Annotated in this window: 17 protein-coding genes; 3 read left to right on the plus strand and 14 right to left on the minus strand. The window is 61.9% G+C overall.

What is annotated here, in order from left to right; all coding sequences use genetic code 11:
* Positions 1–66: 66 nt before the first annotated feature.
* The 6 genes from B3N48_RS12190 to B3N48_RS12215 all read right to left on the minus strand — a co-directional run bounded on the left by B3N48_RS12190 (position 67) and on the right by B3N48_RS12215 (position 7,082).
* A complete protein-coding gene (locus B3N48_RS12190; RefSeq protein ID WP_296183935.1) occupies positions 67–1,062 on the minus strand; it encodes a TRAP transporter substrate-binding protein in 996 nt (331 codons plus the stop codon).
* A 263-nt stretch (positions 1,063–1,325) separates the two neighbouring features.
* Complete coding sequence (locus B3N48_RS12195) at positions 1,326–2,150, minus strand: HpcH/HpaI aldolase/citrate lyase family protein (protein WP_296183937.1); 825 nt, start codon at positions 2,148–2,150, stop codon at positions 1,326–1,328.
* A 171-nt stretch (positions 2,151–2,321) separates the two neighbouring features.
* Entirely contained in the window at positions 2,322–3,521 is a 1,200-nt protein-coding gene (locus B3N48_RS12200; RefSeq protein ID WP_296183939.1) for a CaiB/BaiF CoA transferase family protein, read from the minus strand.
* Positions 3,522–3,648: 127 nt separating this feature from the next.
* Positions 3,649–4,998, minus strand: coding sequence for an MmgE/PrpD family protein (locus B3N48_RS12205; protein WP_296183940.1), 1,350 nt, complete (start codon positions 4,996–4,998; stop codon positions 3,649–3,651).
* 10 nt (positions 4,999–5,008) lie between these two features.
* A complete protein-coding gene (locus B3N48_RS12210) occupies positions 5,009–6,172 on the minus strand; it encodes an acyl-CoA dehydrogenase family protein (RefSeq protein ID WP_296183942.1) in 1,164 nt (387 codons plus the stop codon).
* A gap of 70 nt (positions 6,173–6,242) precedes the next feature.
* Complete coding sequence (locus B3N48_RS12215; RefSeq protein WP_296183943.1) at positions 6,243–7,082, minus strand: FAS1-like dehydratase domain-containing protein; 840 nt, start codon at positions 7,080–7,082, stop codon at positions 6,243–6,245.
* 127 nt (positions 7,083–7,209) lie between these two features.
* On the opposite strand from B3N48_RS12215, the gene B3N48_RS12220 reads away from it, so the two are divergent.
* Positions 7,210–8,109 (plus strand): LysR family transcriptional regulator, encoded by a 900-nt coding sequence (locus B3N48_RS12220; protein ID WP_296183945.1) that lies wholly within the window; start codon positions 7,210–7,212, stop codon positions 8,107–8,109.
* A 307-nt stretch (positions 8,110–8,416) separates the two neighbouring features.
* Here B3N48_RS12220 and B3N48_RS12225 read toward each other — a convergent pair whose 3' ends face one another.
* The gene (locus tag B3N48_RS12225) at positions 8,417–9,259 is read right to left on the minus strand and encodes an AraC family transcriptional regulator (RefSeq protein ID WP_296183948.1); all 843 of its coding nucleotides are present in this window, start codon (positions 9,257–9,259) and stop codon (positions 8,417–8,419) included.
* A 224-nt stretch (positions 9,260–9,483) separates the two neighbouring features.
* Here B3N48_RS12225 and B3N48_RS12230 point away from each other — a divergent pair, with 224 nt between their 5' ends.
* Entirely contained in the window at positions 9,484–10,212 is a 729-nt protein-coding gene (locus B3N48_RS12230) for a CatB-related O-acetyltransferase (RefSeq protein WP_296183950.1), read from the plus strand.
* A 32-nt stretch (positions 10,213–10,244) separates the two neighbouring features.
* Here the strand turns inward: B3N48_RS12230 and B3N48_RS12235 are convergent, their stop codons facing one another.
* Entirely contained in the window at positions 10,245–11,198 is a 954-nt protein-coding gene (locus B3N48_RS12235; RefSeq protein WP_296183951.1) for an alpha/beta hydrolase, read from the minus strand.
* Between the two features lie 234 nt (positions 11,199–11,432).
* Positions 11,433–12,113: a deoxyribose-phosphate aldolase gene (gene deoC, locus B3N48_RS12240; RefSeq protein ID WP_296183953.1), complete on the minus strand. Its 681-nt coding sequence runs from the start codon at positions 12,111–12,113 to the stop codon at positions 11,433–11,435.
* A 145-nt stretch (positions 12,114–12,258) separates the two neighbouring features.
* On the opposite strand from deoC, the gene deoR reads away from it, so the two are divergent.
* On the plus strand, positions 12,259–13,023 hold the full coding sequence (deoR, locus tag B3N48_RS12245) for a DNA-binding transcriptional repressor DeoR (protein WP_296183954.1): 765 nt from the start codon (positions 12,259–12,261) through the stop codon (positions 13,021–13,023).
* A gap of 451 nt (positions 13,024–13,474) precedes the next feature.
* Here deoR and B3N48_RS12250 read toward each other — a convergent pair whose 3' ends face one another.
* From B3N48_RS12250 to B3N48_RS12270, 5 genes are all read right to left on the minus strand, one after another.
* Complete coding sequence (locus B3N48_RS12250; RefSeq protein WP_296183955.1) at positions 13,475–14,545, minus strand: aldose 1-epimerase family protein; 1,071 nt, start codon at positions 14,543–14,545, stop codon at positions 13,475–13,477.
* Positions 14,542–15,876 (minus strand): L-fucose:H+ symporter permease, encoded by a 1,335-nt coding sequence (gene fucP / locus B3N48_RS12255; protein ID WP_296183956.1) that lies wholly within the window; start codon positions 15,874–15,876, stop codon positions 14,542–14,544. Before fucP ends, B3N48_RS12250 begins: the two co-directional genes overlap by 4 nt.
* A gap of 77 nt (positions 15,877–15,953) precedes the next feature.
* Positions 15,954–16,874: a ribokinase gene (gene rbsK, locus B3N48_RS12260; protein WP_296183957.1), complete on the minus strand. Its 921-nt coding sequence runs from the start codon at positions 16,872–16,874 to the stop codon at positions 15,954–15,956.
* A gap of 353 nt (positions 16,875–17,227) precedes the next feature.
* On the minus strand, positions 17,228–18,178 hold the full coding sequence (locus B3N48_RS12265; RefSeq protein WP_296183959.1) for a DUF979 domain-containing protein: 951 nt from the start codon (positions 18,176–18,178) through the stop codon (positions 17,228–17,230).
* Complete coding sequence (locus B3N48_RS12270) at positions 18,175–18,903, minus strand: DUF969 domain-containing protein (protein ID WP_296183960.1); 729 nt, start codon at positions 18,901–18,903, stop codon at positions 18,175–18,177. The genes B3N48_RS12265 and B3N48_RS12270 overlap by 4 nt, the downstream gene beginning before the upstream one ends.
* Positions 18,904–18,958: the final 55 nt, after the last annotated feature.

Below are 18,958 nucleotides of genomic sequence, written 5' to 3' on the forward strand. Positions count from 1 at the left end.
TCCAGACTGAAGCGAGTGGCCACGCAGGCGTTACGGCCTGTATCGATCAAACCGTGATGCGAGGGCTCAAGGCGCCTTGTTCGAGTCGTCGGCGGCCTTGATCAAGTCGGCACCGATTTCCTCGGAGAACTTGTCCCAGACCGGCTTCATGGCTTCGCGCCATTTGGCCCGCTGCTCAGGCGTGAGGGTCACGATCTCGCTGGTCTTGGCATCGATGATTTTTTGCTTGGCGGTCTGGTTCAGGGCTTCGGCCTGTTTGTTCACCTCGACGGTGACCTGATCCATGATCTTTTGCAGCTCGTCACGCACATCAGGCGGCAGGCCGTTCCAGAACTTGGAGTTAGTGATGACCATGTAGTCGATCAGGCCGTGGTTGGACTCGGTGAAAAACGGCTGCACCTCATTGACCTTCTGGCTTTCGTAGTTCGACCAAGTGTTCTCGGTGCCGTTGACGGTGCCGGTCTGCAGGCCCTGGTAGACCTCGGCGAAGCTCATTTTGCGCGGGTTGGCATGCAGCGCGACGAACTGCGCTTCCAGCACGCTCGATGCCTGGACGCGGAATTTCAGACCGCGGGCGTCTTTGGGCTCGACCATTTTCTTGTTCGCCGACAGCTGCTTCAGGCCGTTGTGCCAGTAGGCCAGGCCGTGAATGCCTTTGTCATCCATGGAGGTCAGCAATGCCTTGCCTTGCGGGCCTTGCTGGAAGCGATCGACAGCCGCCAGATCGTTGAACAGGAACGGCAGGTCGAAAATCTGCACTTTCTTGGTGTATTGCTCGAACTTGGCCAGGGACGGCGCAAGCATTTGCACATCACCGAGCAACAAGGCTTCCATTTCCTTGCCGTCACCGAACAACGAGGAGTTCGGGTAAACCTCGACTTTGACCTTGTCTTTCAAGGCAGGGTCGGCGGCGACCATTTTCTGGAACATCAAGGCGCCCTGGCCCTTCGGCGTGTTTTCCGCCACCACATGAGCGAACTTGATGACGACGGGGTCAGCGTGTGCCATACCGGCCACGGACACTGCAGCGGCGCAGAACAGCGCTTTGGTCAGCTTCAACATCGATATCACCTTTTTATTTTTGTAGGAGCTTTATTGTGTTTTGAGCAGTCGGTGGATCATGAGCGTTGTGCTATCTAACAGTGCCCAACCTCGAGTGTTTCGAGAATCAGCTTTTATGTAAGCCAGCGTTCGGCATACGTGAACACCAGCGAATTTGCCTCCCGGCTTCCAACCGCAGGCCAGACGCCTCGCATAAGGACGTTAGCTGGCTGAAGAGAAAGCGCCACTCTTCGCATCCCTAACACGCTCCAGTGAGAGCCGGCTCAGCCCGCGGCCAGCGCCAACAATCGCTGCGCACGCAGCAACACCGGCGCATCGACCATCTGCCCGTCAAGCTGAAACGCCCCTGCTCCACCGGCCGCCGCGCTGGCGTCCACCACACCCTTGGCCCAGGCCACATCCTCGGCACTGGGGGCAAGCGCAGCATGAATCACCGGCACCTGTTTGGGGTGGATGCACAGCGCGCCGCCGTAGCCCATGTCATAAGCGTGACGGATGACCCGGTGCAGGCCCTCGGGATCGCCGATGGCCGGGTGCACGCCGTCCAGCGGCGGCAGCAGATCGGCCCCCCGGGAATGCAATTGCACCGACATGCGCGCCTGATCGAGAAACAGTTGGGCGGCATGGGTACCGGTGTTGAGATTCAGGTCCAGCGCCAGGTCGAGTCCGCCGAACGACAGACGCTCGACCCCCGGGGCCTGGGCGATGGCCGCAAGGGCCAACAGCCCCTTGGCGCTTTCGATGATGGGCAGCACCGGCTTACCGGTGGCGTGGACGGCGGCCACATGGGCGGCGCTTTCTACCTTCGGCAGCAAGACGCCGGCCACGCCTGCATGCTGTTTGCAAAACGCCAGATCGGCCGCATGTTCTGCGTGATCCGGCGCATTGACCCGCACCCAGACCGCCGTCTGCGGGTTGGCGTCCAGAAATACCCCGAGGTTATCCCGCGCCTCGCGTTTGAGGCGCTCTTCCACGGCGTCTTCGAAATCGACGATCACCGCATCGGCCCCGGCGGCCAACGCCTTGGCAAAACGCTCGGGTCGGCTGCCGGGCACGAACAGCGCGGAGCGGATGATGGTATGGGGCATGGTGTATTCCTTTCAAATAACGTTCGGCAGGCGCGATCTATCGTGGGAGCCGGCTTGCTGGCGAATGCGGTGGGTCAGTAACGTAGATGTCGATTGACACACCGCTTTCGCCAGCAAGCCGGCTCCCACAGTGGAACCGTGTCCGGCGTGAGATCGCAGCCAGACGGCGACTCACACCACCCCGGCCTTGACCATCCGCGCCTGATCGTCGGCGCTGAAACCCAGCTCGTCGAGAATGCTCGCCGTGTGCTGTCCCAGCCCCGGCACGCCGTCCATCCGAGGGGTGAAGGCGGCGTTGCGGCCCGGTGGCAGCAGCGACGGCAGCGGGCCGGACGGGCTGTCGACTTCACGCCAACTGTCGCGCGCCTTGAGTTGCGGGTGATCCCACACGCCTTGCATGTCGTTGACCCGGGCATTGGCGATCTGCGCGTCCTCGAGGCGCGCAACGACTTCGTCCAGGCTCAACGCGGCGAAACCGTCGACGATGATCTGCCGCAGCACCTCACGGTTTTCCGAGCGCTTGAAGTTGGCCGAGAAGCGCTCGTCAGTCGCCAGCGCCTTATCCAACAACACCTTCTCGCAGAACAGCGCCCACTCGCGCTCGTTTTGCAGCCCGAGCATGATTGTGCCGCCACCCCCGGTCGGGAACGGCCCGTATGGGTAGATCGTCGAGTGCGACGCCCCGGCCCGGGGCGGCTGCGGCGCGCCGTTGTAGGCGTAGTACATCGGGTAGCCCATCCACTCCACCAGGCTTTCGAGCATGCTGACGTCGATGCGGCTGCCCTCCCCGGTCTTGTCCCGCAGCATCAAGGCCGAAAGGATGCCGGTGTAGGCGTACATGCCGGCGGCAATGTCGGCGATGGAGCAACCGGCCTTGGCCATGTCGTTCTCACCGGGGCCGCCGGTCACCGATAGAAAGCCCCCCTCGCTCTGGATCAGCAGGTCGTAGGCTTTCTTCTTTTCATAGGGGCCGCCTTCGCCGTAACCGGAAATGTCGCAGACGATCAAACGCGGGAAGCGCTCGTGCAGCGCGTCGAACGACAGGCCCATGCGTGCGGCGGCACCGGGGGCGAGGTTCTGCACCAATACGTCGGCCTGGCCCAGCAGCGATTCGAGAATGTCGCCCGCTTCGTCCTGTTTCAGGTCGAGGGTCAGGCTTTCCTTGGAGCGGTTGGTCCACACGAAATGCGAGGCCAGGCCGTCGACGCGCTGGTCATAGCCACGGGCGAAATCGCCGACGCCAGGGCGTTCGACCTTGATCACGCGAGCGCCGAGGTCAGCCAGTTGACGCGTACAGAACGGCGCCGCGATGGCGTGTTCCAGGCTGATGACGGTGATGCCGTCCAGAGGACGGGGGTTGCTTTGAGTCATAGTTTTCCACCTCTCACGCATCCCTGTAGGAGTGAGCTTGCTCGCGATGCGCTATGTCAGTCACTACCTCTGGCACAGACATACCGCTATCGCGAGCAAGCTCACTCCTACAGGTTCGGCGCATGCCTTAAATCAGATCGCTCAGCGACTGCGCATCACGCAGCTGCCAGACCCGTTCGATCAACGCCTTGCCCTGCTCCACCGAGCGGGCGCCGGAGAACGCCAGCAGGCGCTGTACCTTGTCTTCCAGTTCAGGTCGCGACAGGGTGTTGCCAGGATCGCCTTTCGGGTCGTCAATGGCGGCGGTCAGGGTGCGGCCGTCGGTGGTGGTGACGATCACGCGCCCTAGCCAGCGCGCCGGGTACGCGCCATCCACCTCGGGATCGAGTTCCATCGTCACCTTCTCGCGGAAGGCCGCGACGTCGGCATCGGTCAACGCCAGGTCGCGGAATTCGATCAGTTGCGCACTGCCGTGCACGGCAATCAGCCCCAACACCGCGCCCATGGAAAACTTGGCCTGATGCACGGTCTGCGGCACGTCAACCCTGCCCAGCACGTCAATGGCGCCCTGATGAACGCGGGTTACGACCTTGGCGATCTGGTCATGGCGCAGGCCTTCGCGCTGCATCAAATGCAACAGCGCATCGGCGGCCGGATGGGTGTGTCGGCACGAGGCGTGGAATTTGAACGAGGTCTCGACCAAGGCCCAGCGGGTGCCGAGGCGGTCGGACAGTTTCGAGGCATCGCTGTCGCTGGACATCCCCGCCGCCATGCCCTGGTCGCCTTCGAGAATGTTGCGCGCGCCGGTCAGGCCGTCTTCGGTCAGGTACGCCGAGAGCACGCCATCGGCCGCTGCCTTGGCGGTGTGCAGCTGTTTCGAGTCCGCCGCGTCGCGCAGGAACTCCCACAGACCTGCCGCTTGCGTGCCTGCCGTGCCCAGCAAATTGATGAACTGCTCTTGATTGAAGTTGAGCAACTTGCCCACCCCCACAGCGGCCGCGAGGGTGCCGACCGTGGCGGTGGTGTGGAAGATGCGATAGTGCGAACGGCCCATGAATTCGCCGATGCGAATCCCGGCTTCGTACCCGGCCACCGACGCCAGCAGCAGGTCCTGGCCGGATTTGTCGAGGTCTTGCGCCGCCGCCAGCACAGCGGAGAACACCACTGTGGCCGGGTGCAGCACTGAGCTGTTGTGCAGGTCATCCTGCTCGACCAAGTGCGACGCCGCGCCATTGACCAGCGCCGCGAAGTACGCCGAAGTGCCGCGGCCGTTGACCAGGATTTTCGCCTTGCCGCTGGCAGGCCCCACACGCTGGGCGTAACGCTCGAACACCGGAATCGGTCGCGCCCCTTTGCTGGCCAGCGCCGAGCCGATCCAGTCAAGGAACAGGTCCTCGGTGCGATCCAGCACGTGGCCGGGGATCTGCTCGTATTTCAGCTCGGCGAGAAACGCCGCTAATGCCTGGGTATGACTCATCTCGGTGTCCTCAGAAGCTGCGTGGCAGTTCGAGCAAATGCTCGGCAACGTAGGAAAGAATCAGGTTGGTGGAGATCGGCGCGACTTGGTACAGGCGGGTCTCGCGGAATTTGCGCTCCACGTCATATTCATTGGCGAAGCCGAAGCCGCCGTGGGTTTGCAGGCAGGCGTTGGCCGCTTCCCACGACGCCTTGGCCGCGAGGTACTTGGCCATGTTGGCCGCGGCACCTGCGTTCTTGCCGCTGTCGTATTCCTCGCAGGCGCGCCAGCGCATCAAATCAGCGGCTTCGATCTCGATGTGGGCTTCGGCAATTGGGAATTGCACGCCCTGGTTCTGGCCGATCGGGCGCCCGAAGACCACGCGGTCGCGGGCATAGGCGGCGGATTTTTCAGTGAACCAGCGGCCGTCGCCGATGCACTCGGCGGCGATCAGCGTGCGCTCGGCGTTGAGGCCGTCGAGGATGTACTTGAAGCCCTTGCCCTCTTCGCCGATCAGGCTGTCAGCGGGCAGCTCGAGGTTGTCGAAGAACAGCTCGTTGGTCTCATGGTTGACCATGTTGGCGATGGGCTGAACGGTCAGGCCCTTGCCGATGGCCTCGCGCAAATCGACGAGGAAAATCGACATGCCTTCGGATTTTTTCTTCACCTCGGCCAGCGGCGTGGTGCGCGCCAGGAGGATCATCAGGTCGGAATGCTGAACCCGCGAGATCCACACCTTCTGGCCGTTGATCACGTACTTGTCGCCCTGCTTCACGGCAGTGGTCTTGATCTTGGTGGTGTCGGTGCCGGTGGTCGGCTCGGTCACGCCCATCGATTGCAGGCGCAGTTCGCCGCTGGCGAGTTTCGGCAGGTAGTAGCTTTTCTGCGCATCGCTGCCGTGACGCAACAAGGTGAACATGTTGTACATCTGGCCGTGCACGGTGCCGGAGTTGCCGCCACAGGCGTTGACTTCTTCGAGAATCACCGAGGCCTCGGCCAGGCCCAGGCCCGAGCCGCCGTATTCGGTGGGGATCATCGCCGACAGCCAGCCCGCGTCGGTCAGTGCCTTGACGAAGGCTTCCGGAAAGCCCTTCTCTTCATCGATCTTGCGCCAGTATTCAGCCGGAAATTCGGCGCACAGGGCGCGCACGCCTTCGCGGATGGCATTGAGGTCTTCGTTATCGTATGGACTCATGATCTGTGCTCACATCGGGCAGCGGCGCGATGGCCGGCGTCTATAAAAGAAGAGATTCGGTCGAGGGCGGCTAGTCAAAAACCACTTCAGCGCTCTGGGCCACGCCCGCTTCGTTACCCGCCCACAGCTGGGCCTTGCCCGGCGCAGTGATGCGGCCACCCACGCGGAAAGGGGTCGGCACATTCAGCGGACGCACGCCGCGATAGGCGAAATGCCGCACGTGCTTGTCAGGGTTAGCGCGAATGAACGCGCGCAGGTTGAACGTGGCGATCATCGGCCCGTGCACCACCAGGCCCGGATAGCCTTCGGTTGCGGTGACGTAGGGGTAGTCGTAGTGGATGCGGTGACCGTTGAAGGTCACGGCGGAATAGCGGAACAACAGGGTCGGAGTCGGCTCGATGATCTCGCTCCAGTCGCCCTGCTCCGGCGCTTCGCCGCTGCTGAGCTTCGGCGGATTGGGCTCGCGGTAGACGATGTCCTGCTCCTCGCGCACGCACAGCTCGCCATCCTGCGAGTAGTCATGACGCAGGGTGACGAACAGCAGCGAGCCGGTGCGGCCGTGCTTTTCTTCGATGTGCAGGAGAGTCGACAGGCGGTGGGCGTCGGCGCCGACTTTCAGCGGCTGGATGAACTCGACCCGGCCACCGGCCCACATGCGATTACGGTTGTCAGCAGGAGGCAAAAACCCGCCGCGAGCAGGATGGCCGTCAGCGCCGAGTTGCGATTCGAACACCGGTTCCTGGAAGAAACACCATTGCCACAGCGGCGGCAGCGCGTCGCCAACGGCGGGCACCGGCTCACCGAAGGTGGCAGCGATGCGCTTGATCAGGTTGAGGCTCAGGTGATCCCGAGCCTCTTCGGTCCGGCCGATCCAGGCAGTGAAATCCACCGGCGACTCTGAAGCACTCATACGCGAGAACCCTCTGCAGTTTGTTGTTATGAGCGGATCATGCGAGCCTGTCAGCATTCTGTGAATTTGCATTTGCGTATACCGGCGTTCATGTAATCTGAACGCCTTCACCTGTCTGGACACCCCTATGCATTTCGACCTGGCTGACCTGCGCCTCTTCATCCACATCGGCGAATCCCCCAGTTTGACCCAGGGGGCTCGCCGTGCCTTCCTTTCCCCCGCAGCCGCCAGTGCGCGGATCAAAGCACTGGAAAGCCAGCTCGACACCCGCCTGCTGTACCGCGACAGCCGCGGCGTCGAACTGACCCCCGCCGGTCAGCGCCTGCTCAAGCATGCGCGGCTGATCATGAGTCAGGTCGATTACCTGAAAAGTGAATTCACCACCTACGGCACCGATTCCGCCGGGCACATCCGCATCTTCGCCAACACCACGGCGGTGACCGAATTCCTGCCTGAAATCCTCGCCGGTTTTTTGGCCGAACGACCTGGCGTCACAGTGGACCTGCAAGAGCGTCTGTCGCGAGACATCGTGCGCGGCGTGCTGGACGGCAGCTCGGACATGGGCATCATCGCCGGGCCCGTGGAGGCGGCAGGTTTGCAGGTGATCCACTTCAGCACCGACCGTCTGGTGCTGACGGTTCCGGAAGGCCACGAATTGGCGACAGAGAAGAAAGTCACGCTCAAGCAAACCCTGGCGTTTCAGCACATCGGCCTGCACGAAGGCAGCACGTTGCTGAGTTTCCTGCGCGATCACGTCGAACGACTGGGGCTGAATCTGTCTTTGCGGATTCAAGTGTCGAGCTTCGAAGCGATCTGCCGGATGGTCGAAGCGGGGGTCGGCATCGGCGTCATTCCCGAGTCCGCCGCGTTGCGGCATAGCCGCACGATGAAGCTGGTGACCATTGAGCTGGACGAACCCTGGGCCGTGCGCGAGCGAAGCATTCTGGTGAGGGAACTGGATGCACTGCCAGGGGTGGTCAGGGCGTTGATTGCGGTGTTGATGCCGGGTGGGCAAGTTGCGGTTTGAGGTGAGTATTTGAAAGCAGAGTGTCAGCCAGCCTATGAGTGGCTGAAAGGCCGTTTTCGCTGATGTCGTAACCTCCGGCGTCTCCCACAGGATTCGTGGCGAAGCGGGGATTGAAGATCGACGCGCACAGCGCACAGGTCCAGTTGCTCTAAGGCGCCGCAGCCTGATGCGGATCAGCAGGACCACGGCATCCACTGTGGGAGCCGGCTTGCTGGCGAATGCGTAAGTTCTGTGAACATCGGAGTGAATGGCACAGCGCTTTCGCCAGCAAGTCGGCTCCTACAGGGGTTGCGTACACCCGAACCGTCTATTCGGCACGAACACCCAACATCCTCAACCACTTCCCCGGCGGATAGCCAAACGTCTTCACGAAATGCCGCGTCATGTGGCTCTGATCGGCAAAACCGGCCACCACCGACGCGTCGCTCAATGACACGCCGCATGAAATTGAATGCCGCACCAGGTCGAGACGTCGCTGGGTCAGGTAGCGATGGGGGCTGGTGCCGAACAGCGCGCGAAAATCCCGGGACAGGCGCCAGCGGTCGGTGTCGCTGGCCTGCTCAAGCACTTCCAGGCTGACACCCTGCTCAAGGCTGGCCATCAGCAGCTCACGGGCGCGTTCGGCGGCAGCGTAGTCGGTGGATTGCCGCCCTCTTCTGACACCTGCGGCATCTTGCAGGGCGATGGTGAGGTCGTACACCGCGTCATCCAGCTCCAGCGGTTCGAAAGGATTGTGCAGGTCTTTCAGCAGCGTCTGACTCGCCTTGAACAGCCGAGGGTCCCGGGACACGCCGCCCTTGATGAAGGGCAACGGCTTGCCGCCCAGCACCTGCTGGATCATCGCCGGTTCCAGGTAAAACATCCGGTAGCGGAAGCCATCTTCGGTGCCCGCGTGGCCGTCGTGAGGCTCGTCAGGGTGCAGGACGATGGTCTGCCCCGGCAAATTGTTCACCTTGTCCTTGCCGTACTGAAAACTCTGCACCCCCGAGAGCGTGTGACCGATGGCGTAGGTGTCGTGGCGGTGCATCTCGAAACCATGGCCGTGGAAATACGCCTCGATACGCTCCAGATTCGGCAACGGCCGGGCGCGCATGACCCAATCCCGCTCGGAATGTGCGAGGTGGGCGTCTCCCTTTGAGTATGGGTCCATGGCGTGGCTCGTGGTCAGTCAGTATCACAGGCGAACACAGATACCACTTGCAGCGACGCTTGGGAATGGGCGGCGCCCCGGCTGTCGATGAAGGATGAGATATGCGACTATTCCCGACTTTTCCTAAAACAATCTTTCGCTAAAAGAGACGCGCATCGGTCACGCAGCCCTGCCAATGACCTGCAAAAGCGCCCTCTCAGTGCCTTCAAACGGACGTGCCTTTCATGAATTTCCTGCGCCGCGTGCTTCTCGATCGTCAACTCAAACGGGCGCTGGCCAAGAACAAATGCCGCCTGGACAGCGGCATTCGTGGCCTGCGGGGCGACACCGAGCTGACCCTGGAACACGGCGTCAAACTGCATCAGGTCAAGATCCACTCGCCCAAGCTGAGCATTGGTGCCTACACCGATATCGTCAGCGGCACCGAGCTGCAACATGTCGCCAGCATTGGCCGCTACTGCTCCATCGCGCGCGACGTGACAATCGGCCAGAACCGCAAATCCCACCCGCTGGAATGGCTGAGCACCCACAGCGCGTTGGGCGGATTGCGTCAACGGCGAGCGGGCATGGCGCAACATGAAGCGGTGAAGCAGACCCTGATCGGCCACGACGTGTGGATCGGCATGGACGTGTTGATTCTGGAAGGCATCACCATCGGCACGGGTGCCGTGATCGGCGCGCAATCGCTGATCACCAAGGATGTGCCGCCCTACGCGATCGTCGTCGGTTCCCCGGCCAAGGTGCAGCGCTATCGGTTCGAGCCGCACATCATCGAGGCGCTACTGGCGAGTCAGTGGTGGAACCTCACCCCGCAGCAACTGGCCGAGCTGCCCATCGAAGACCCGGAAAACCTGTTGGAAGCGCTGAAGGGCCTGGCGGTGCCGGACAGCCCCCCCGGCAAGGTCGTGGTGCGGAACAAGCCATTTTCGGTAACGCATCAGGCGGCGCGATAAACCCGACACCCTGGGCGGCGCTGACGTTCTCGCTAACCGGATTGTTTGGCGGTGGCCTCGGCGTCGTTGGCCGCATGCACCGGTGGTGCTTTCTCATTGAGCAACGCCTGAATCGCCTGGCCATAGGCCTGTCGCCCCAGGTTCATGCTGTCGTTGTGATTGCCGCCCGGCACCAGCAGCAGGTTCTTCGGTTCCTGCGCAGCCTGAAACAGCTGCTCGCTGAAGCGCGGCGAGACGAACTGATCCGCGCTGCCGTGCACGATCAGCAGCGGCATGTGAATCTCGGCAATCTTGTCGATGGAGTCGAATTTCTGCGACACCAGCCAGCGCACCGGCAATGACGTGCGGGTGCTGGCCACAGACGCCGCGACGTCGGCGAGGTTGGTGAAGGTGGACTCGATGATCAGCCCCCGTGCCTGAATGGGTTCGTCACCCTTCTGCGCATCCCGGCCCAGCTCGGCGGCCAGGTCAACGGCCACTGCGCCACCGAGGGAATGCCCGTAGATCAAGCGTTTGCGGGGGTCGGGTTGCAGCTGTTTCAGGCGTTCCCAAGCGATGCGCGCGTCTTCGTACACCGACGCTTCGGACGGCAATCGCCCTTTGCTTTCGCCAAAGCCGCGGTAGTCGATGGCCAGAATCGAAAAGCCCAGCGCGTGCAGTTGCTCGATGCGGAAAAATTGCCCGGTGAGGTTCCAGCGTGAGCCATGCAGATAAAGGATCGCGGGCGCGTCTTTCTTTTCGGCCAGCCACCACCACGCGTGGATGTTCTGCGACACACCGAATGAAGGCGCCTTAAGTTCAAGCTCCTGCACATCGGCGGGAATACCGTGGTACCAACTGGCCGTGCCGGGCTCGATCATGAACACCAGCTCCCGCTCCTTGTGCTGCAACGCCGCGCAGCCGACCGGCAGGCCGACGACGATCAAAAGCATGCACAGCCAGAAAAACCAGCGAGCCTTGAAATGGGCCAGGGAGCGTTGCGGCATAAACGATGAAGTCCGGAGGTCAGGTGAGCGCTCCGGCAGTTTGCCATTCATTGCGGCGCAAGGTCACTGCCGTTTGCCGGAAGCCAAGAGCGCTCCGCTCTATCTGACCGAACGGTGGTCCCCTTGTGGGAGCCGGCTTGCTGGCGAATACGGTATGTCAGTCAGCCTCTTTGTAGCTGACCCACCGCTTTCGCCAGCAAGCCGGCTCCCACAGGTTCGAGTGCGTTCGAACCGTCAGTACCCCGAACCCGATGCAGGTACGCCACTGACAATCGCGATCCCGGAACTGGTGCCCAGACGCGTCGCGCCCGCTTCGATCATCGCCACGGCCGTCGCGTAATCCCGCACGCCACCGGAGGCTTTGACGCCCACGCCCGCACCGACCACCTTGCGCATCAGGGCCACGTCTTCCAGGGTCGCGCCACTTTTGCTGAAGCCGGTGGAGGTTTTGACGAAGGCAACGTCCAACTCACGGCAGATCTCGCACGCCTGGATTTTCTGGGCGTCGTCGAGCAGGCAGGTTTCAAAGATCACCTTCAACGGCACAGTGCCACAGGCGTTTTTCACTGCCGCGATGTCATCACGCACGACGTCCAGCAGCCCCTCTTTCAGCGCGCCGATGTTCAACACCATGTCGATTTCACCCGCACCGACGGCAATCGCCTGCTTCGCTTCAAACGCCTTGGTGTCGCTCAGGCCGGCGCCCAGCGGAAAACCCACCACAGCGCAGACTTTCACCTTCTGCCCCAAGAGCAGGGACGCCGCGTACGGCACCTGTCCAGAGTTGACGCACACCGAATAGAATCCGTGTGCCTGCGCTTCACGGCACAATGTGGCGATCTGCTCGCGAGAAGCGTCTGCGGCCAGCAAGGTGTGGTCGATGTACTGCGCGAGCGCGGCGGGTTCGATCTTCATAGACTCTTCCTTTAGAAGCAGTGGTTAGCGATAAGCGGTAAGCTTCGAGCGGCAAGCAAAGGGGTGTTCACTCGCCCGCCACAATGTTTTAAATATAACAGATTGTGTTAATTTTATATCAAGATAATCGACAGCCGGAACCACCGTGGACACCAAGAAATCCGACCGCATCAAACTGATTCAGCAAGCCCTGCAGGACCAGAAGGCCATTCACTTGCGTGAAATGGCCGCGCTGCTGGATGTCTCGGAGATGACCCTGCGCCGCGATCTGGGCCGTCATCCGGAGAAATTCCACCTGCTGGGCGGGCACATCACCCTGGCGTTCGACCCTTCCGAAGCCAGCGATTACAAAGTCACCGAGCAAGGCACGCGCCACGTCGAGGAAAAGCGTCGCATCGGCAAGCTGGCTGCCGCGTTCATCAAGCCGGGCGATACCGTGTTTTTCGATTGCGGGACGACGATTCCCTTCGTCATCGACTTCATCCCCGAAGAACTGGAGTTCACCGGCGTGTGCAACTCCCTCAACGTGCTGCTCAAGCTGCAGCAGAGACCCAACTGCCACATCGTGCTGTGCGGCGGCAGTTTCCACCGCAAGAATCAGGTGTTCGAACACCACAGCGAAGCCAGCATTCTCGACGGCATTCGCCTGACCTGGGCGTTTGTCTCGGCCGCCGGGGTCAGCGAGGAATTCGGCGTGACCTGCTTCAACTTCAATGAGGTGGAAGTCAAACAGAAGGTCCTGCGCCAAGCCCGACACTGCATGCTGCTGGCCGATCACTCAAAATTCGACGCCGTGCGCACCGCGCATTTCGCCACGCTGGAGCAGTTCCAGGTGGTGGTCAGCGACAAGAAACTGCCCAAACGGTATCGCGATCTGATTCAGGGGTTTGGGGCGCAGGTGGTGGTGTGATTCGGCATCGAGCGCGTCTATCGACTGAACGGGCGTCTCGCGAGCAAGCTCACTCCTACAGGTAAACGCGGTTGCATCTGTAGGAGCGTGGCTTGTGCCGCGATCGGCTGCAAAGCAGTCGTGAATCAGAAAATGCGTTGCACCGGACAGACCGTATTCGCCGGATGTGCTGCCGGTCCCCGGCAGATCGCGGGGCAAGCCGCGCTCCTACAGGTGAACCTGGCTCACCTGACGAAACACGGTTGCATCTGTAGGAGCGTGGCTTGTCCCGCGATCGGCTGCGAAGCAGTCGTGAGATCGGCAAACGCGTTGCACCAAACAGACCGCATTCGCCGGGTGTGCTGCCGGTGCCCGGCAGATCGCGGGGCAAGCCGCGCTCCTACAGTTGAATCTGGCTCACCTGACGAAACGCGGTTGAACTGTAGGAGTGAGCTTGCTCGCGATAGGGCCATCAGCGTTTCAGATCACCTTCCAGCTGCCGCACTTCCCCAGCCGCCAGATACCCTGTCGTCACATTGAACGAAGCGCTCTGCCCCGCCCCCAATTCCCGCACATTGCCCTTGGTCTTTTCTGCCAGGTACCCCTCCGGCTCGCAGGTCGCAGGCAGCACGAACGCGGCCACCTGTTGATCGGCGTTGTGCAGAATCCAACGCGCGGCATGGTCGAATTGCGCAGGCTTGTAGCGCGTGTAAAAAGCCGGGCCATCGGCATGCTTGAGCAGAAAATGCGCGTCACCCTTCGCATCCGCCTGAACGCCATCGAAGAAACACACGATCTCCGGGTCGTACAGCTCGGGGGTATCCAACGTGTGCAGGCGCGATGGGTCGTCTGACAGTTCAGCCATGTAGGCCGACCACGCCGGGGTCGGCTTCACGTGCGCCGGCACACTGCTGCGCACCCGCGTGCGTTCCACGCCCAGCGGCTCAACGAACCGACCACCCGCAACATAGGCGTAGTTCATGTGCGCCATGTACATCAGCTCCATCGCCTTGCCCGCGAGGTTTTGCACGTCCATGCCGATGTCGAACAGCGCCGAGCCCGGACGCAAGGTCACGCTGGGCCGGGCACGGTAGTGATCGCCGAAGCCCATCACGTATTCGTACGCGCCGCCGAGGCGCAGAAAAGCGCCCGCTGCATCCGTGCCGATTTCCAGCCAGGCAGTGTCCATCGGCGCACAGGGCATTTCGCCGTGCAGCGGGTGATCGTCCTCCGACGTCGGGCAGCCGTTGCGCAGAATGCCGCTGTGAAACATGAAGCAACCATAGGTGCCAATCACGGTCGGGCTCGGGCGCGGCTGTTCGAACATGTTGCGCATGGTCAGGTCGCAGCCGTCGAACACCGCCGACCAGATCATCTGCCCCTGGTACGGCAACACCACGACGCGGCCTCGGCTATTTTCCAAGGCCAGCGCCTTCTCGCCGCTGGGGTAGGTCCAGGCCAGCACGCGAAAATCGGCGGACGCCAGCAGGGTCTTTTCTTCACCCGCGAACAGCTCCGGAAACAGCGCAACAGTCGTGTTCATGAGGCGGTCACCGTTGCGCCCACCGGCGCGGTCTCGCTGCGCGGGTCACGCAGGCATTTGATGGCGTAGGCGACGATGACCACGAAGCACAGCAGCGGCACGCTGTAGGCGATCTGCATGTTGCCGTGGGTCGCGTCGGACAGCAGGCCCTGGAAGATCGGCATCACGCCGCCGCCGACGATGCTCATCACCAGCAGCGAGCCGCCGACGCCGGTGTCTTCGCCCAGACCGTCGATGGTCAGGCCGTAAATGGTCGGCCAGCACGGGCCGAGGAAAATGCTCACGCCCACTGCCGCGTACACGGCGCTGATGTTCGGCACCAGAATGGTGTAGGCCAGCAGGACGATGGTCAGCACGCCGTAGATCGCCAGGACCTTGGCCGGATGCAGTTTGCGCATCAGCAGGTTGGCGATCATCTTGCCGACGAAGTAAGCGGCGAAGGTCGTCAGCAGGAACCATGAGGCACTGCGCTCGTTCATCCCACCCATCTGCATCGCCAGGCGAATGGTGAAACTCCACACACCCACTTGCGCGCCGACGTAGAGAAACTGCGCGACCACGCCAAACGTGAAACGCGGGTTGCGCCACAGGCGAGACAGGCTCTGGCCGATGCTGCTCTTTTTAACGTTGTTCTGGAGGTTGCCTTTGCAGGCCGGAAATTTTGTGAAGGCGATCAACACGAACATCAGGATCAGCACTGCGATCATCCATTTGTACGGCAGCAGCGTGGACTGGATCATTTGCAGTTGTTGAATCGCCGCGTCGGACGCGCTCATCTGCTTGAGCTGCTCCTGGGTCGCGTCAGTGTCCTTGAACATCACGAAGCTGCCGACGTACACCCCGGCCATGGCGCCGAACGGGTGGAAGGTCTGCGAGATGTTCAGGCGACGGGTGCCGGTTTCCCGGGGGCCCATCAGTGTCGAGTAGGTGTTGCAGGCGGTCTCCAGAAACGACAGGCCCGCGGCGATGACGAACAGCGCCAGCAGGAACATGCCGTAGGTGGCCATCGAGGCGGCCGGGAAGAACAGCGAGCAGCCCACCATGTACAGCAGCAGGCCGATCAGGATGGTGGTCTTGTAGCTGAAACGCCGGACCACCATCGCCGCCGGAATCGCCACGAAGAAATAGCCCAGGTAAAACGCCGACTGCACGAACGCAGTCTGGAAATCGCTGAGCAAAAAGGCCTTCTTGAAGTGCGCGATGAGCACGTCGTTCATGCTCGCCGCCGCGGCCCACAGCGCGAAGCAGCAGCACAGCAGGATAAAGGCGAACCAGGGCGTGCGGTTCAGGTAGAACCCGTCCGGGGATTGTTGGAGCGCGGGCTTTGTCATTGTTGTTCTCCGTGAAGTGCGGGATGCAGCGACTCGCTCTCGGGGTGACCGGGCAAGGCGCGGCGACTCAGGCTGACTTACAGCAATTCGATGAAACGTCCGAACGTGGCAGCGTCCGGGTAGGAACTCTGGGTGCCGAGGCCGGTGACCGAGCAGGCGGAATAGGCCACGGCCTGGGTCATGGCGCGGCGCATGTCGCCGTCTTCGCTCCAGTGGCGGGCGAAGCAGCCGATGAACGCATCCCCGGCGCCCGTGGTGTCGCGGGCGTCGACTTTCAGGCCCTCGACGCGGAACTCGCCCTCCTCGCCCACGTACAGCGCGCCCTGTTCACCGAGGGTCACGATCACGTGGCGAATACCGTCCTGCACTAATTTCAAGGCCGCGGAGCGGGCCGATTCCAGCGAGTCGATCACCTGCCCGGTGATCAGGGCCAGTTCACTTTCGTTGGGGATGAAGAAGTCCAGTTTGAGCAGGTGTTCGCGGCTCAAGCCTTTGACCGCAGGCGCCGGATTCAGCAACACGGGAATGCCATTGGCCTTGGCGAAATCGATGGCGTGGTAGACGGTTTCCAACTCGATTTCCAGCTGCAGGACGATCAGCGCACAGTCGCGCAGAGCGGCTTGCGCGGCGTCGATGTCAGCCGGTGTGAGGTGCGCGTTGGCGCCTTTGACGATGAGGATGCTGTTGTGGGAATCGCTCTGCACGAAGATCGGCGCGACGCCACTGGAGACCCCGGGCACACGCTGCACGAATTGAGTATCGATGCCGTGTCGCTGAAAATTGGCGAGGGTGTTGTCGGCGAACATATCGTCCCCGACTTTGCTCAGCATCAGCACATCGGCGCCGAGCTTGGCGGCGGCTACCGCCTGATTGGCGCCCTTGCCGCCGCAGCCCATGGCGAAACTCGGTGCTTCAAGGGTCTCTCCCTGGGCCGGCATCCGGTAGATGTAGGTGATCAAATCCACCATATTGCTGCCGATGACCGCGATCTTGTTCATGGGTGTCGTTACCTTGTCTACGCGCCGGATCTCATCGAAATGAACCCTGACGCGGTATTATTTTTGTTATTTAAATAACATTTGTTGTGACTATTCAACCTATATTTTAGGAAGTCTCTACGAGCCGAACGCAAAAACGGGCCGGGCATCGCTGCCCGACCCGTCAGAGGCCCGGAAATAGAGGGGTTGCGGCTGCTGATGGATTCAGACAGCCGGTGGTCGCAATCGTTTGCGATGAGGGTATTAGCTACGGAAAACTCCGAGTACGCCACGGTCCGCTCTAGAGTCTGGCCAGAGGTCGTAGGCGCAAGCTTGCGCCTACGACCGCCGGGCAGAATCAAAAGCCAAACGCGCTACATCAAGCTGTACAGCAACACGATATTCACCACCAACATCGCCAGCGCCGTCGGAATCTGCGCCTTGATCACGGCGTATTTGTCGGGCAATTCCAGCAAGGCCGCCGGGATGAGGTTGTAGTTGGCGGCCATGGGGGTCATCAGCGTGCCGCAGTAGCCGGAGAACATGCCGATGGCGGCCATCACCGCGGGGTTGGCGCCGTACATGCCCACCAGCACCGGCACGCCGATGCCGCCAGTCATCACCGGAAACGCTGCGAAACCATTGCCCATCACGATCGTGAACAGGGCCATCCCCAGCACATACACCATGACAGCCACCAGGCGGAAATCCAGGTTGATGTAAGCCGTTGCCAAGTGCGCCACGGCCTTGCCAACCCCAGCGTCATTGAACACCAACCCGAGCATCGCCAGCATTTGCGGCAACACCAGCGCCCAGCCTAACGCTTCGGTCAGACGCCGGGATTCGCGCATGGCCTGCACCGGTGTGTCGCGGGTCAGCCAGCACGCCAGTGTCAACGCCACCAAGCTGCCAATGCCCAGCGAGACGAAGGTGCTGTTGGCCGGGTCGAGCAGAAAGACTTGGCCGATTTTGACGTTTTTCAGCAACACCGCACCGACCACTGTCACCAGCGGAATCGCCAGCGCCGGAATGAACAGCTTGTTCTTCAGGCGCCCTGCACTTGCCCGCCGCGCCTTGTCCGGCAAGTTGTCGTGTCGGCCGAAACCAACGCCGCCGAGGCCTGCAATCAAAGCCATCGCCACCACGCCCACACCGACCCACACCGGGGGCAAACGATCGCCGATCAAAAACGCAATCGCGAACAGCCCCCAGAACGCGCCCGTGCTCCAGCGCTTGGGGTTGCTGGGGTCGGTGACGGTCATGAACGCGGTAATCGCCAGAATCACCCCTGCCAACCAGTAGAGGTATTGAATGGACAGGATCATGGGGTCACCTCCTGCGCGATCGGCGATGAGGGTTTCAGCGCCGTGAGTTCGCGATTCAGGCGGCGGTCGAAACGGTGCAGGCGTATGGCGTGAATCACGAAGGCACAGATCGCGGTCGGAATCCCCCAGACCGCGATATGCATCGGATCGACGTCAATGCCCGAACCTTGAAGGAAGGTGTGCATCAGGGCGATGGCGCCAAAGGCGACAAAGATGTCCTCGCCGAAAAACAGTCCGACGTTATCGGTCGCCGCGCACAGCGCGAGCAGTTTGATGCGCAGAGCTTCGGGCAACTTGCCGAAACGCGATTCGGCGGCGCCTTCTGCCATGGGCGCGAGCAACGGACGGACCATTTGCGGATGCCCGCCAAGGCTGGTCAGGCCCAATGCTGCGGTGGTTTCACGTACGAACAGGTAAGCGATCAGCAGGCGTCCGGCAGTCGCGCGGGTGAAGCGCGCGATCCAGTTCTGCGCGTGCAAGCGCAGGCCGTGACGCTCCAGAAGACCGATGACGGCCAGGGGCAGCAGGATGATCAGCGGCAGGGTGCGGGTTTTGATGAAGCCCGTGCCGATGGTCGCCAGGATCGCCTCCAGCGGCATGCTCGCGGCCAGACCCGTCGCCAGCGCCGCGAGCGCGACCACCAGCATCGGGTTGAAACGCAGGACGAAGCCCAGAACGATGACCAGCACGCCCAGCAGCGGCCAGAGGTTGATAGCGGTTTGCATGATAGGAATCTCGTTGTTGGGGTGCTTTGATTCAGGCGTTCGGTCACACACGCCG

The organism is Pseudomonas sp. UBA1879 (assembly GCF_002338065.1).
Taxonomy (GTDB): domain Bacteria; phylum Pseudomonadota; class Gammaproteobacteria; order Pseudomonadales; family Pseudomonadaceae; genus Aquipseudomonas.

Excerpts from the sequence above, each read along its gene's own strand:
- B3N48_RS12190 (WP_296183935.1), bottom strand. The coding sequence starts at position 1,062 with ATGTTGAAGCTGACCAAAGCGCTGTTCTGCGCCGCTGCAGTGTCCGTG.
- B3N48_RS12195 (WP_296183937.1), bottom strand. The coding sequence starts at position 2,150 with ATGCCCCATACCATCATCCGCTCCGCGCTGTTCGTGCCCGGCAGCCGA.
- B3N48_RS12200 (WP_296183939.1), bottom strand. The coding sequence starts at position 3,521 with ATGACTCAAAGCAACCCCCGTCCTCTGGACGGCATCACCGTCATCAGC.
- B3N48_RS12205 (WP_296183940.1), bottom strand. The coding sequence starts at position 4,998 with ATGAGTCATACCCAGGCATTAGCGGCGTTTCTCGCCGAGCTGAAATAC.
- B3N48_RS12210 (WP_296183942.1), bottom strand. The coding sequence starts at position 6,172 with ATGAGTCCATACGATAACGAAGACCTCAATGCCATCCGCGAAGGCGTG.
- B3N48_RS12215 (WP_296183943.1), bottom strand. The coding sequence starts at position 7,082 with ATGAGTGCTTCAGAGTCGCCGGTGGATTTCACTGCCTGGATCGGCCGG.
- B3N48_RS12220 (WP_296183945.1), top strand. The coding sequence starts at position 7,210 with ATGCATTTCGACCTGGCTGACCTGCGCCTCTTCATCCACATCGGCGAA.
- B3N48_RS12225 (WP_296183948.1), bottom strand. The coding sequence starts at position 9,259 with ATGGACCCATACTCAAAGGGAGACGCCCACCTCGCACATTCCGAGCGG.
- B3N48_RS12230 (WP_296183950.1), top strand. The coding sequence starts at position 9,484 with ATGAATTTCCTGCGCCGCGTGCTTCTCGATCGTCAACTCAAACGGGCG.
- B3N48_RS12235 (WP_296183951.1), bottom strand. The coding sequence starts at position 11,198 with ATGCCGCAACGCTCCCTGGCCCATTTCAAGGCTCGCTGGTTTTTCTGG.
- deoC (WP_296183953.1), bottom strand. The coding sequence starts at position 12,113 with ATGAAGATCGAACCCGCCGCGCTCGCGCAGTACATCGACCACACCTTG.
- B3N48_RS12250 (WP_296183955.1), bottom strand. The coding sequence starts at position 14,545 with ATGAACACGACTGTTGCGCTGTTTCCGGAGCTGTTCGCGGGTGAAGAA.
- fucP (WP_296183956.1), bottom strand. The coding sequence starts at position 15,876 with ATGACAAAGCCCGCGCTCCAACAATCCCCGGACGGGTTCTACCTGAAC.
- rbsK (WP_296183957.1), bottom strand. The coding sequence starts at position 16,874 with ATGAACAAGATCGCGGTCATCGGCAGCAATATGGTGGATTTGATCACC.
- B3N48_RS12265 (WP_296183959.1), bottom strand. The coding sequence starts at position 18,178 with ATGATCCTGTCCATTCAATACCTCTACTGGTTGGCAGGGGTGATTCTG.
- B3N48_RS12270 (WP_296183960.1), bottom strand. The coding sequence starts at position 18,903 with ATGCAAACCGCTATCAACCTCTGGCCGCTGCTGGGCGTGCTGGTCATC.